General features: G+C 45.2%; 12 protein-coding genes. 1 reads left to right on the top strand and 11 read right to left on the bottom strand.

Features of this window, described 5'->3' with window-relative positions; all coding sequences use genetic code 11:
* Positions 1 to 171 precede the first annotated feature (171 nt).
* Positions 172 to 543 carry a hypothetical protein gene (locus RMZ42_RS11785; RefSeq protein ID WP_322671613.1) on the top strand — a complete coding sequence of 124 codons (372 nt, stop codon included), beginning with the start codon at positions 172 to 174 and terminating at the stop codon, positions 541 to 543.
* Between the two features lie 48 nt (positions 544 to 591).
* Here RMZ42_RS11785 and RMZ42_RS11790 read toward each other — a convergent pair whose 3' ends face one another.
* The 11 genes from RMZ42_RS11790 to RMZ42_RS11840 all read right to left on the bottom strand — a co-directional run bounded on the left by RMZ42_RS11790 (position 592) and on the right by RMZ42_RS11840 (position 12,550).
* Complete coding sequence (locus tag RMZ42_RS11790; protein WP_322671614.1) at positions 592 to 1,530, bottom strand: cation diffusion facilitator family transporter; 939 nt, start codon at positions 1,528 to 1,530, stop codon at positions 592 to 594.
* 157 nt (positions 1,531 to 1,687) lie between these two features.
* On the bottom strand, positions 1,688 to 3,901 hold the full coding sequence (locus RMZ42_RS11795; protein ID WP_322671615.1) for a xanthine dehydrogenase family protein molybdopterin-binding subunit: 2,214 nt from the start codon (positions 3,899 to 3,901) through the stop codon (positions 1,688 to 1,690).
* Positions 3,898 to 4,881, bottom strand: a complete 984-nt coding sequence (locus RMZ42_RS11800; RefSeq protein WP_322671616.1) for a xanthine dehydrogenase family protein subunit M — start codon at positions 4,879 to 4,881, stop codon at positions 3,898 to 3,900. The genes RMZ42_RS11795 and RMZ42_RS11800 overlap by 4 nt, the downstream gene beginning before the upstream one ends.
* Complete coding sequence (locus RMZ42_RS11805; RefSeq protein WP_322671617.1) at positions 4,868 to 5,491, bottom strand: (2Fe-2S)-binding protein; 624 nt, start codon at positions 5,489 to 5,491, stop codon at positions 4,868 to 4,870. The genes RMZ42_RS11800 and RMZ42_RS11805 overlap by 14 nt, the downstream gene beginning before the upstream one ends.
* Positions 5,492 to 5,931: 440 nt before the next feature.
* Positions 5,932 to 6,273: a cupin domain-containing protein gene (locus tag RMZ42_RS11810; RefSeq protein WP_322671618.1), complete on the bottom strand. Its 342-nt coding sequence runs from the start codon at positions 6,271 to 6,273 to the stop codon at positions 5,932 to 5,934.
* 20 nt (positions 6,274 to 6,293) lie between these two features.
* A complete protein-coding gene (locus RMZ42_RS11815; protein WP_322671619.1) occupies positions 6,294 to 7,478 on the bottom strand; it encodes a Gfo/Idh/MocA family oxidoreductase in 1,185 nt (394 codons plus the stop codon).
* A 161-nt stretch (positions 7,479 to 7,639) separates the two neighbouring features.
* On the bottom strand, positions 7,640 to 8,809 hold the full coding sequence (locus tag RMZ42_RS11820; protein WP_322671620.1) for a zinc-dependent alcohol dehydrogenase: 1,170 nt from the start codon (positions 8,807 to 8,809) through the stop codon (positions 7,640 to 7,642).
* A gap of 164 nt (positions 8,810 to 8,973) precedes the next feature.
* Complete coding sequence (locus RMZ42_RS11825; protein ID WP_322671621.1) at positions 8,974 to 9,363, bottom strand: hypothetical protein; 390 nt, start codon at positions 9,361 to 9,363, stop codon at positions 8,974 to 8,976.
* 63 nt (positions 9,364 to 9,426) lie between these two features.
* A complete protein-coding gene (locus RMZ42_RS11830; RefSeq protein ID WP_322671622.1) occupies positions 9,427 to 10,596 on the bottom strand; it encodes a zinc-dependent alcohol dehydrogenase in 1,170 nt (389 codons plus the stop codon).
* Positions 10,597 to 10,648: 52 nt separating this feature from the next.
* A complete protein-coding gene (locus tag RMZ42_RS11835) occupies positions 10,649 to 11,347 on the bottom strand; it encodes an SRPBCC family protein (protein WP_322671623.1) in 699 nt (232 codons plus the stop codon).
* 105 nt (positions 11,348 to 11,452) lie between these two features.
* Positions 11,453 to 12,550 (bottom strand): DJ-1/PfpI/YhbO family deglycase/protease, encoded by a 1,098-nt coding sequence (locus RMZ42_RS11840; RefSeq protein WP_322671624.1) that lies wholly within the window; start codon positions 12,548 to 12,550, stop codon positions 11,453 to 11,455.
* Positions 12,551 to 12,584 lie beyond the last annotated feature (34 nt).

A 12,584-nucleotide genomic window follows, 5' to 3' on the forward strand; every position in this document is an offset into this window, starting at 1 on the left:
TGCCAATACATCGGTCTGTTATGCCAATACATCGGTCTGTTATGCCAATACATCGACCTGTTATCTTAAACTATCCTTTATAACCTTGCTCTATCTGAAAATTTCATCTTACTGATAACTTTTTTTGTTGTAATGGGTACGTTAAATGTACAACTTACTAAGTATGCATATATGCCTCCCCAAAATACAACAAACCGTTTGCGCCCTCAACTGATTAGTCAAGATATTGACTCATTCCACGGTTTACAAACCGTCAGCACTTACAACACAACTCGTGCTGATGCTTCATCTGCTAATTTACAAGAAGCTTATCAGGCAATGTTAATTTCTCAACAAACCGAAACCGAGAAATTAGCTTTATACCGTGCTGCTGCTGATGCTGCGCGATTAGCAGAGTGGGAATTTCATAATGCCGTATTAGCGATGAAAGAAGTTGTACGCGGGCAATATGGTTCAGATAGCGATCAAGCTCAAGCTGTGGGATTGAAGAAAAAATCAGACCGCAAGCGTCCTTCCCGCAAAAAGCAAGTTGCAATAGCGTAACCGCCTGCTGGAAGCGATCGCATTTGCAGTATTCGGCGTTGTATGCAATTAATCTCTTGCGCTCATATCTTGCATTTGCTGATTGCTCGAACGCTCTAACTCCAAATCTTCCCAAGAAACTGGATCTTCTACAGGTTCCAAGTGAGTTGTAACGTGGGTTGAAGGCAGCACCCGAACAATCGCAAGCTCAATTGCTTCGCATAAATCATGCCCTTGTTGCACTGTCCAAGATCCAGGTACAAGAACATGAAAGGAAACAAAGCGACGGGTTCCAGCAGCGCGGGTTCGCAAGGCATGAAACTGGATGTCTTGACCTTTGTACTCGTTAAGGATGCTCTTGATTGCGTCAATTTCTTTTTTAGGTAAAGCTGCATCCAGTAAAGCGCTACTGGTTTCCCGCAGTATACGAAATCCTGTCCAAGTAATATTTGCTGCTACTATCAGTGCAATAATTGGATCGAATACGAGAGCGCCTGTTAGCTTGACGAGTAAGATTCCAACTACCACACCAGCCGAAGTCACCACATCAGTAAACAGGTGGTGAGCATCAGCCCTGAGTGTGATGGAACGCAACCGTCGCCCTGCCCGTAGCAAGATAAAGGCAACAACGCCGTTGATTGCGGTTGCAATGAGGGAGAGTGCCAACCCTAATCCCAACTGTGTTAACGGTTCTGGATGCAGCAAGCGTCCCCAAGCTTCAACAGCAATGCTGATAGCGGCTATTACAATCAACGCACCTTCTGCACCACTGGAAAAGTATTCGGCTTTAGAATGCCCAAAGGCGTGTTCGGCATCGGCTGGTTTATCAGCATAGGTCAATGCCCATAGAGCAACCAATGCTGCGACGAGATTTACAATTGACTCAATAGCATCTGAAAGCAAACCTACTGACCCGGTTAGCAGGTAAGCGCCAAATTTCAAGGCAATAGTGATGATTGCTGCTGCAATCGATAAGAAAGCGTAGGATCGGGCTGTTGGACTACTCATCTCGGTCACGGACGTAATTACAGTGATTCCGAGCTAAGAGTACCAAATTTTACTTGAGCGGTCATCAATCTTGAGTCTTCTACTGATTGGTATTTCAAGACGCGATAAATTTAAGACGCGATAAATCGCGTCTCTACAAGTGTTGCGATCGCCATATCTACAGCAGCTTGTCTAAGGTAATTGGTAAATCGCGGATGCGCTTACCGGTGGCATGATAGACAGCATTAGCGATTGCCGCCGCAGTGCCGGTAATGCCAATTTCACCAATTCCTTTGACACCGAGCGGGTTGATATGTGGATCTTGTTCATCGACAAACAACACTTCAATATCAGGAACATCTGCATTCACTGGTACGTGATACTCAGCTAAATCATGGTTGACAACGCGTCCTCGGTTGGGGTCTGTTAGCGTATGTTCCATTAACGCCATGCCAATGCCATAAATAATCCCACCGATCAGCTGACTGTTAGCTGTTTTAGCGTTGAGGATGCGTCCTACGCCAAAAGTTCCCACCCAGCGCGTTATTCGCACTTCGCCTAAATCAGGCTCAACGCGTACTTCGGCAAACTGCGCTCCAAATGAGTGCATTGAGAACTTTTTTTGTTCCTCTCCAGGCTTGGCATCTGCACGCGCTTCGAGCATTTTCATCCCATGTCGTGCCAAGATTGCCTGATATGTTTCGCTGGCGGAGGATTTATTTTTTAAGAAAAAGCTGCCATCTTGAGCAATCACATCCTCAGCCTTTGAACTATAAAGCGGCGATTTTTGATCGGCAAGTGCTAGTTGCAAAAGCTGACTGCGTGCTTGATTTCCCGCTAAATGCACGGCTGAACTGACACTGGCGGCAGTTTGGGAACCACCAGAAATAGGGGTTTGTGGCATCTTGGTATCACCTAGTTCAAACCGCACTTTCTCAACTGGTAAACCGAGTGCTTCAGCTGCAACTTGAGTCATCACAGTATAAGTTCCCGTACCAATATCTTGCGAACCGCTTCGCACCACGGCTGTACCGTCTGCCATAATTTGAGCGATCGCTGATGCTGGGGAACGGTTGGTAGGATAAGTAGCTGTCGCCATACCCCAACCAATCAAATAATTACCATCTCGCATCGAACGGGGCTGAGGATTGCGCTTTTGCCAGCCAAACTTTTCTGCCCCCAATTTGTAACACTCTCTCAGTGACTTGCTCGACCAAGGTATTTCTTTACTAGGATCGACTTCAGCATAGTTACGCAAACGCAACTCTACCGGATCGATATTGAGTGCATAAGCCAGTTCGTCCATTGCCGATTCTAAGGCAAACGACCCAGAAGCTTCGCCTGGGGCCCGCATATAGGTTGGTGTTCCTTGATCGACCTGAACCAGATGGTGGCTAGTTTCGATATTCGGGCTAGCGTAGAGCATTCGGGCGCTTTTACCAACAGGTTCGATAAATTCATCGAAAGTTGAAGTTTGCGAAATCCCGGTATGTCGCAAAGCAGTCAATTTGCCATCGCGGGTTGCGCCGAGAGAAACTTGTTGAATTGTCTCCGGTCGAAAGCCCACAGGCCCATACATCTGTATCCGTCCCAGAACTAATTTCACTGGGCGATTAACCTGTCGTGCTGCCATCGCCGCTAGCGGGACGTGCGACCAAGCCGACCCTTTGCAACCGAAGCCACCACCCACAAAGTAAGACATAATGCGAACTTTCTCAGGCTCAATTCCTAATACCCCTGCAACTTTTTGTTGAGCCTGAAAGATGCCCTGAGTTGCGTCATACAGCAGCAGTTCATCGCCTTGCCAAACTGCTGTTGTAGCATGAGGCTCCATCGGATTGTGATTTTCGACTGGCGTGGTATAAGTTTGCTCGACGCGGACAGCTGCCGCCGCTAGTCCCTGGCTGAGATTGCCATGCTCTAAATCGGGCGGTTCCTCTCTAGGGATTTTACCTTTAGGCAAGTATGCCTTAGCGAGATTGTCCCGCATATTAATGGTTGGTTTCTCTTCGTCATAGCGAACTTGCACCAGCGAAGCAGCATACATCGCTCGTTCAAAGGTATCAGCAACCACAACACCAATATGCTGATCGCTATACAGCACAATGTTATCTTGCAGGACTTGCAGCTTGCGACCGCCGCCCTTTTCTCCAGAAGCTTTGGGCGCGTTGAGGTGGGTAATTACTGCTAATACACCCGGTACTTGTTCCGCCGCCTTGGTATCGATTTGGGCTATTTTACCTTTGGCGATCGCACTTTGAATTGTGACGCCATAAGTCATTTTGGCGACCGGAAACTCAGCCGCGTAACGTGCGCCACCAGTCACCTTCAGGTATCCATCAACTCGATTTAGCGGTTTGCCGACAACTATATTTTTATCCCCAGTATTCATGCCATCCCTCCCACCGTTGCCAGCGCTTTAACAATTGTGCGTTTAGCCAGTTCGACCTTAAAGCCGTTGTATTTTTGAGGTTTAGCACCGGCGATCGCAGCCAATGCTGCTGCTTGAAATGTTGCTTGGTTTGCCGGCTTGTTCAGAAGCACTTTTTCCGCTTCCAAGGCACGCCAGGGCTTTGTGCCAACGCCACCAAGGGCAATGCGTGCCGAGCGAATAATTCCATTTTGAATATCTAATGCTGCTGCAACCGATGTCATTGCAAAGGCATAGGAGGCGCGATCGCGAACTTTTAAATAGTGCGATCGCCTTGCGAAGTTTAAAGCAGGTAAATCAACGGCAACAATTAACTCTCCGTGTTCTAAAACCGTCTCCCTTTCTGGCGTTTCGCCAGGTAGAAGATGAAAATCTACCAGCGGGATACTGCGCTCTCCTCTCGGCCCGCGGGTTTGCACAACGGCATCGAGTGCCACCAATGCCACAGCCATATCAGAAGGATGGGTGGCAATACAGCGATCGCTACCGCCAAGAATTGCATGGATGCGGTTATAACCCTCAATTGCCGGACAACCTGAACCAGGAACGCGTTTATTGCAGGGGAAAGCGGTATCGCGGAAGTAGTAACACCGAGTACGTTGCAGCAAATTTCCGCCGACACTTGCCATATTTCGCAGTTGCGGTGATGCCCCAGACAGCAACGCCTCCGCCAACACCGGGTAACGCTCCTGAATTATCGGATTATAAGCAACCTCGCTATTGCTTGCCATTGCTCCAATCCGCACACCGTTACCCTGCATTTCTATCTTGCTCAGTGGGAGTGGGTTAATGTCAACCAACTCTCTTGGATTCTGGACATTCAGCTTCATCAAATCGATGAGGCTAGTACCACCAGCGAGATACGAAGCTTGGGCATCTGGAGTAACCAACGCCACGGCATTTTCTGCCTGTCCTGCTTTCTTATAGCTAAACGGCTGCATCTTTTTTTCCCTCTAAGACATCGCGGACAGCAGCCACGATATTTGGATAAGCACCGCAACGGCAGATATTGCCGCTCATCAGTTCGCGAATGTCGGCATCTGACTTGGCGTGTCCCTCGTTGACTAAACCCACTGCCGAACAAATTTGTCCTGGCGTACAGTAGCCGCACTGAAACGCATCGCGGGCAACAAACGCGGCTTGCATCGGGTGCAGATTATTTCCTTGTTCCAACCCTTCAATAGTTGTGATTTTTGCGTCGGTGTGCATAATTGCAAATGTCAGGCAGGAATTAATTCGTTGCCCATCAACCAGCACCGTGCAAGCACCACACTGACCATGATCGCAACCTTTTTTAGTACCAATTAATCCTAGATATTCCCGAAGTGCATCAAGTAAGGTAACACGCGGTTCAATTTGCAAACTATGAGGTGTTCCATTCACTTGTAGCGTCACCTTCACAGTTTCAGAAGTGGAAGTTGCCAGCATTGGGGTAGTTTTTTTTACTTGAGTTTCTGCTACAGCTTTCTCTACAAAATTAGCGATCGTAGCCGCTACTGTGCTGAAGACCATCAATTGACCCAGCTTGCGGCGTCTTAAGACAAACCTCATTTGTTCGCTCCATTCTGTTTTTGTTAAAAATATTGAGTAATTATCTATGCTGAAATTATTGATAGAAAACCAGACTTACCAAAAAGCATTTTCTCTAAAAAGACATTGTTAATAGAATACAATTTCGTCTTGTTATGTCTCTCTATCAGAAGATTTATGCCATAAGAGGTTGTTTGAAAAGTCATAGTTGATGTATTGAATATTTTTACCCCACCCTAACCCTCCCCTTAGAAAGGGGAGGGAACTAGATTTCTTTTTCCCTCTTTCTAAGGGGGGATTAAGGGGGATAAAAATGTGATAAAATCATAGCCCAACACTTTAAAACAACCTCTAAAGTGCAAAGCACAGTAAAAAGGAGAACAATATTCTTGTTCTCCTACGAATGCTTTATATTCCATGTCATTGAAAGCGGCTATAGGTTTTTAGCGAGCGATCGCAAATCAGTTTTCGTCTCGCCCGTGAACTTGCGCAGGTGGACTGGTTGCTTCAACAGCAGTAAATGATTCTAAAATTTTATAAGTGTGGCTGGCTCCTTTTGGTACTATCCAAGAACTGCCAGGTTCTAGTAAAATCGTTTGCCCTTCAAGATGCAATTCTGCACGACCAGTAATTACATAACCAACAGTTTCATATTCTCTTGCTGTTGGCTCTTTAGGTTCGTTCGGTTCCTCATTTTCCCATAGGCGCATGGAAATGGTTTTGCCAGATGCAAGATATTTCTGACCAAGTTGGCCTTTAGGAGAATTGCTAGAGTCTACTTTGATAACGGTTGTATCAGACATATTTTTTGCCTCTTTTACTTTTAAACTTTGATTGTTTTGCCAGTGCGAGCTGCCTGGTAAATTAGTTGCATCAGCCTGACATCTTGCAAGCCTTCTTCTCCAGGAGTTTTGGGCTGTTTATTCGCCATGATGGACTCGGACAAATGATCCATCTCTAGGGCGAATTGGTTCTTTTCCTGAATATTCTGTTCTTCACTGCTGTTTTTGCGTTTGATTGTCAAGCGATGTTGGTAGTAGTCGGTAGCTGGATCTAACTCTAAGACTGCATCTGAACCAAAAACTTGGATACGCTTGGTATCTGCATAGCCGTAGCTTGACGTGCAGTTAGCAAGCACACCACTAGGAAAACGCAAAACGAAGTTGACATTTTCCTCAACTTCCCGAAAGCGGGGGTCGCCAGGGGTGCTGTACATCATGGCGCTAATTTCTTGTGGTTCCTCGCCTGTAATGTATCTAGCAGCATTCAAGCTGTAGATGCCTATGTCATAAAGAGAACCGCCGCCAGCTAGTTTTTTTTGTGCCCGCCAACGATCTGCGGGATCTTTGGGGTCGAGGTTGCGTCCGTGGTCAGAGGTTATGGTTTTTAGTTTACCGAGTTTGCCGCTTTGTGCAAGTTCGATCGCAGCCAGGTTGTAAGGTTCATATTGAGCGCGGTAAGCAATCATCAATTTGCGATCGCCTTTTTTGGCAGCATCAATCATTGCTTGGCATTCCTCGACAGTAATAGCCATTGGCTTTTCGCACATGATATGCTTACCAGCTTGGGCACCACGAATACTGTATTCGGCGTGTAACCCATTAGGTAAAATGATATAAATAACATCAACCTCCGGGTTATTGCGGATGGTGTCGTAGTTCTGGTAATTGTAGATATTTTTCGAGTTAACCCCGTATTGCTGGGCTATGCCTTCAGCTTTGGCGCGATCGCCACTGACTAGTGCTACCAACTTTGAACGCTTACATTCACCAAACGACGGAATAATCTGTTGCGTAGCAAATTTTCCCAAGCCAACAATAGCCCATCCTAACTTTTTTTCAGGAGACATAGATGGTTCTTTGCCTGGTGCTGGCCCAGCTTGGGCTAAGGTACGATTAGGTTTAAAAATAGTACCTGCTACCCCAAAAGTACTGAGTGTAATTAACCCAAAACCTGCTTTGTGTAATATAGTACGACGCGTAAATTGTGATTTTAGTAAATCAAACATGGAAGGTTAGCTATTGGGGATTGGGCAAGGGGCATTTGTACTGCCCTTCAACTACGCTCAGGAACCGCGACTTGTACTGAGCGTAGTCGAAGTATGGGGCATTGGGCATTGGGCATTGGGATACTCTTGCCCATTCCCTATTCCCTACTCCCCACTCCCTATTAAGGTTTGAGTACAACTTTGATGCAGTTATCTTTCTTGTGTTTAAAAATTTCGTAGCCGTGCGGCGCTTGTTCTAGAGGTAAAGTATGGGTGATAATAAACGTTGGATCGATATCACCGTTTTGGATGTGTTCTAGCAAAGGTTTTAGATACTTGTGGACATTCGTTTGTCCCATTTTGAAGGTTAATCCTTTGTTCATGGCAGCACCCATTGGGATTTTATCTAAAAAGCCACCGTACACACCCGCAAGTGATACATGACCACCTTTAGCAGCAGATACTATTACTTGCCGTAATGCCGTCGGACGGTCTGTTTCTAAACGTACTGCTTGCTTTACCTGGTCGTACATCGCCATAAAATCTGTGCCGTGTGCCTCCATTCCTACTGCATCAATGCAAGCATCGGGGCCACGACCGCCAGTCATTTCTTTGAGTGCTTCGCCAATATTCACTTCTTCGTAGTTGAGAACTTCAGCTTTGCCGTATTCTTTAGCCATTTGCAGCCGTTCGGGAACGCGGTCAAAGGCGATTACCCGTTCCGCACCTAGCATATATGCGCTTCTGATGGCGAATTGTCCAACTGGGCCACAACCCCAAACGGCGACAATATCGCCGGGTTTGATGTTGCAGTTCTCAGCTGCCATATAGCCAGTGGGAAAAATATCTGTTAGAAATAGCACTTGCTCATCCGTTAAACCATCGGGAATTTTGAACAAGCCTACATCGGCAAAAGGTACTCTTGCATACTCTGCTTGACCGCCAGCGTAACCGCCGAATAAATGAGAGTAGCCAAATAGACCTGCTGGCGAATGTCCCATTTGCTTTTCGACTAACCAAGCATTGGGGTTAGAGTTATCGCACAGCGACCATAAATCCCGATTGCAGAAAAAGCAGCTACCGCAAGATATAGTGAAGGGAACAACAACGCGATCGCCTACATTCACATTTTTAACTGCACTTCCAAGTTCTACGACTTCCCCCATAAATTCATGACCAAGGATATCGCCCTTTTGCATGGTGGGAATATAGCCGTCGTAAATATGCAAATCTGAACCGCATATTGCTGTGGAAGTAATTTTAACAATAGCATCACGTGGGTTAAGAATTTTAGGGTCGGGAACTGTTTCCACCCGCACGTCGTTTGCTCCATGCCAGCAAACTGCTTTCATAATTATTTAGTCCTTAGTTATAATTCCTGGATCGTTCGTATCAAGATAAATCCTGGATTTGTCTTAATTTTGAGACGCGATAACTATCGCGTCTCAATAACCGCTAAAAAGTTATTCAAGTATTCGACTCAAGATTTACTAACCGTTTAGCTGCTATCTCTGAGTTAGTTACTAGAAGGAGTGCGATAATAACCTTCTCTACTTCCTTCATATGATGAAGTTTTATCTGCACTTCTATTTGTACTAGGATCAAAAAACTCTTTTGTAGCTTCAGGAGGTTTTTCATCCAAGTTTAATTTTTCGCGGATATTATCAACAGCACCTTTTATTGGATTTTGTGATTTTTGGGTATTATTGATTTGGGTATCGTTTCTAATTTCACCTTGCCCATTTGGCGTTCCTTTGTAATAAGTACCCTCTGGACTTGTAACATCAGCTTGTGCTACATCAACGTAGCTAAAAGCCTGACCCAGTAAAAATATAAATCCTGCTAAGAAAACTACAAGGATTTGAGAAATACGAATATTTCGTAACCAAGAACTTAGTCGATTCATAAACAACCTCAATTGCATTATGTAAGGTGGACAAATTCAAAACACTGAATGACTATTTGCCATTTAGGGTTTAAGAACAACTTTGATACAGTTATCTTTTTTTTGTTGAAAGATGTGGTAGGCGTGGGGTGCTTGTTCTAGAGGCAATTGATGGGTGACAACGAAGGATGGATCGAGTTTTCCATCCAAAACCATCTGCAATAACAAATGCATATATTTCTGTCCATGCATTTGTCCCATTCTGAAGGTTAAGCCTTTATTAAAGGCTGCACCCAATGGTATTTTGTCTACAAAACCACCATAAACACCCATAATTGAAAGAGTCCCGCCTTTACGACAGGCGACCATCATTTCCCGCAGAACGTGGGGACGGTCGGTTTCCAATCTGAGCTTTTGTTTTGTCTGGTCGTAGAAGTCTTCTAAACCAACGCCGTGTGCTTCTAAACCAACAGCATCGATGCAAGCATCGGGGCCACGACCACCAGTCATCTCTTTCAACGCTTCGCCAGCATTAACTTCTTCGTAGTTAATCACTTCTGCTTTGGCAAACTTTTTCGCCATTTCCAGGCGTTCGGGAAAGCGATCTATTGCGATCACTTTTTCGGCTCCCATCATGTAGGCGCTAATCATGGCAAACTGTCCAACAGCACCGCAACCCCAAACGGCTACAGTATCACCCGGTTGGATATCGCATAATTCTGCACCCATATAACCTGTGGGAATAGCGTCGGAGATGAATAACAACATCTCATCCGGCAAATCTGGCGGAACTTTGACGACACCCACATCAGCAAAGGGTACACGGATATATTCGGCTTGTGCGCCTGCATAACCACCCAACATATGGGAGTAGCCATAAATAGCTGAGGTGATATTGCCAAACAATTTTTCTTGAATCCAACCTTTCGGATTGGAGTTATCGCACAATGACCACATATCACGTTGGCAATAATTGCAATTACCACAGCCAATTGTGGAAGGAACAACAACGCGATCGCCTATTTTTAAATTGTTGACTCCTCTGCCAACTTCCACGACTTCCCCCATGAATTCGTGACCAATAATGTCACCCTGTTGCACTGTGGGAATATAGCCGCCATAAATATGTAGATCGGAGCCACAAATCGCCGTGGAAGTAATTTTAATAATTGCATCACGCGGGTTAAGAATTGTCGGATCTGGTACTGTCTCTACCCGCACATCATTAGCACCGTTCCAGCAGACTGCTTTCATAATTATTAATCATTGGGCATTGGGCATTGGGCAAAGGACAAAGAACAAATAACTACTTACGTCCAGAAGGTTGACCTTCAGTTGTGGCGATTTCGCCTGCTTCCATTAGCATTTTGAAGCGGCGCAATTCATCACCAATTTGCTGTTCTGGTTCTTCACCAAAAAGTTTAGCTACGGTAGCTGCCAATGCTCCGCCTGGTGGGTTATACTCCAAAACAACCTTGACTTCCGTGCCGCGATCGCCTGGTGCTTTTTTGAAACGGACAAAACCAGAATTATCAATGTCTGCACCTTCTACTGAAGCCCAAGAAATAAATTCATTTTCCCGGTCTTCGAGAATATCTGCATCCCATTCTACGGTATTATCCAAAGGTGCATTGGCAATCCAATGAGAACGTTTTTCGTTGTACACCTTGACAGATTTGAGATGCTTCATAAATGTGGGCAAATTCTCAAAGTCGTGCCAAAAGCGATACAATTCTTCTGGCGATTTATTGATAGTTACCGTCTTTTCAACTTTGATCGGCTGGTTTAGACCTATTGCTTCCTGTGCTTTCTGGATTGTGCTTTGCTTGGTTGCACCTTGATAAACCAAACCACCACCAGCTAAAGCCGTCAGCGCTCCTCGCAATGAACCTTGTCTTAAACCCATCAGCACCATCGCACCGCCACCGATAAGGGAAGCCCAACGCTCTACTTCACTAGCCTCTGGCTGGTTTGTACTTGATTTATCCCCTGATGTTGAAGTCACTTTTTATATCTCCATTACTGTAAATTCACCATAGAGGCGCAAATACCCTCTTCTTTCTTGTGTGTTATTTGCGCCTTTTCGGTAGCCATCTACGTTCAAAAAACCTTACATTGACACAGCAGCCCCTGTTGTCGGCTTAGGAGGCTGAATCTGAGCGCCTATCCGCGCTCGATATAGTTCTACCAATCGTTGCTCATATTTCGATGAATCTTGGTAAATTTGTTTGAAAATAGCTGTTGCTACTGGGTCAGTGTACATTGCACACAAATTGCCAATATCGCCGATACCGGTTTGCACATCACCTAGAGCAGAACGTAACTGATATATATCATCACTTCCTGTCATGGCTGTTTTCACTTTGGCATACTGATTGGCAATATTTGCCCCTAAAGAGGGTTTTTCACCCAATCGGTCAAGATAAGTTTCTAGTTTTTCAATGTGGCGCTGTTTATGAGCAATTATTTCTTGGAAAACTGATTTTACTTCGTTATCTGATTCCTTTTCAAAGTAGTTCTCAAATGCTTCTAAAGAATAACGTTCACCAGCAAGAGCAGTATTTAAACCTTTGGCAATATCACCTTTAGTTGAGCCACCCCAAGCATCAGCCAACTTCCACCATTCAGCACTTGTGTCTTTTTCATTTGGCAATGCAGCATCTTTGCCACCATAACCCAAACGGCTCAAAATAGCTGTAGTGAAAATTGGCAAGTCTCCAGGTTCACGAGATGTAATCAAATTTCCGTCAACTACCACTGGCTCATCTAGATAATTTGCACCAGCGTTAATCATGTCTTTGGCAATAGCGCTAAAACCGGTGGCTTGCTTACCTTTGAGCAAGTCACCTTCAATCAAAACTTGTGGGCCGTGACAAACAGCAGCGACTAATTTTCCTTGTTGTATAGCTTCTTGGACAAAGCGGACTGTGTTGATGTTTCGCCGCATTTGATCGGGAGCCATACCACCGGGAATCACCACTGCATCGAATTGGGCTGCGATCGCTTCCGTTGTGGTACCATCGGCTTGTATGCTAAGTTTGCCGCGTTTCCCCTTATATTTTTCATTCATTCGGGAACCAAGGACTACTACCTCTATTCCTGCTTGTTTCAATCCATTATATGGAACTGTAAATTCTGCATCCTCTACTGCTTGTTCAATGAGGATAGCAACTTTTTTCTTACCGGAGTTATTGTTATGTTCAGTCATAAAATGGTATTACGTTTGTATTCTCTAGTCTTTA

This window comes from Nostoc sp. DedQUE05 (assembly GCF_034530955.1).
Lineage (GTDB): Bacteria > Cyanobacteriota > Cyanobacteriia > Cyanobacteriales > Nostocaceae > Nostoc.

Bases quoted from the DNA above. Each gene is read 5' to 3' on its own strand.
- RMZ42_RS11785 (WP_322671613.1), top strand. From the start codon at position 172: ATGCCTCCCCAAAATACAACAAACCGTTTGCGCCCTCAACTGATTAGT.
- RMZ42_RS11790 (WP_322671614.1), bottom strand. From the start codon at position 1,530: ATGAGTAGTCCAACAGCCCGATCCTACGCTTTCTTATCGATTGCAGCA.
- RMZ42_RS11795 (WP_322671615.1), bottom strand. From the start codon at position 3,901: ATGAATACTGGGGATAAAAATATAGTTGTCGGCAAACCGCTAAATCGA.
- RMZ42_RS11800 (WP_322671616.1), bottom strand. From the start codon at position 4,881: ATGCAGCCGTTTAGCTATAAGAAAGCAGGACAGGCAGAAAATGCCGTG.
- RMZ42_RS11805 (WP_322671617.1), bottom strand. From the start codon at position 5,491: ATGAGGTTTGTCTTAAGACGCCGCAAGCTGGGTCAATTGATGGTCTTC.
- RMZ42_RS11810 (WP_322671618.1), bottom strand. From the start codon at position 6,273: ATGTCTGATACAACCGTTATCAAAGTAGACTCTAGCAATTCTCCTAAA.
- RMZ42_RS11815 (WP_322671619.1), bottom strand. From the start codon at position 7,478: ATGTTTGATTTACTAAAATCACAATTTACGCGTCGTACTATATTACAC.
- RMZ42_RS11820 (WP_322671620.1), bottom strand. From the start codon at position 8,809: ATGAAAGCAGTTTGCTGGCATGGAGCAAACGACGTGCGGGTGGAAACA.
- RMZ42_RS11825 (WP_322671621.1), bottom strand. From the start codon at position 9,363: ATGAATCGACTAAGTTCTTGGTTACGAAATATTCGTATTTCTCAAATC.
- RMZ42_RS11830 (WP_322671622.1), bottom strand. From the start codon at position 10,596: ATGAAAGCAGTCTGCTGGAACGGTGCTAATGATGTGCGGGTAGAGACA.
- RMZ42_RS11840 (WP_322671624.1), bottom strand. From the start codon at position 12,550: ATGACTGAACATAACAATAACTCCGGTAAGAAAAAAGTTGCTATCCTC.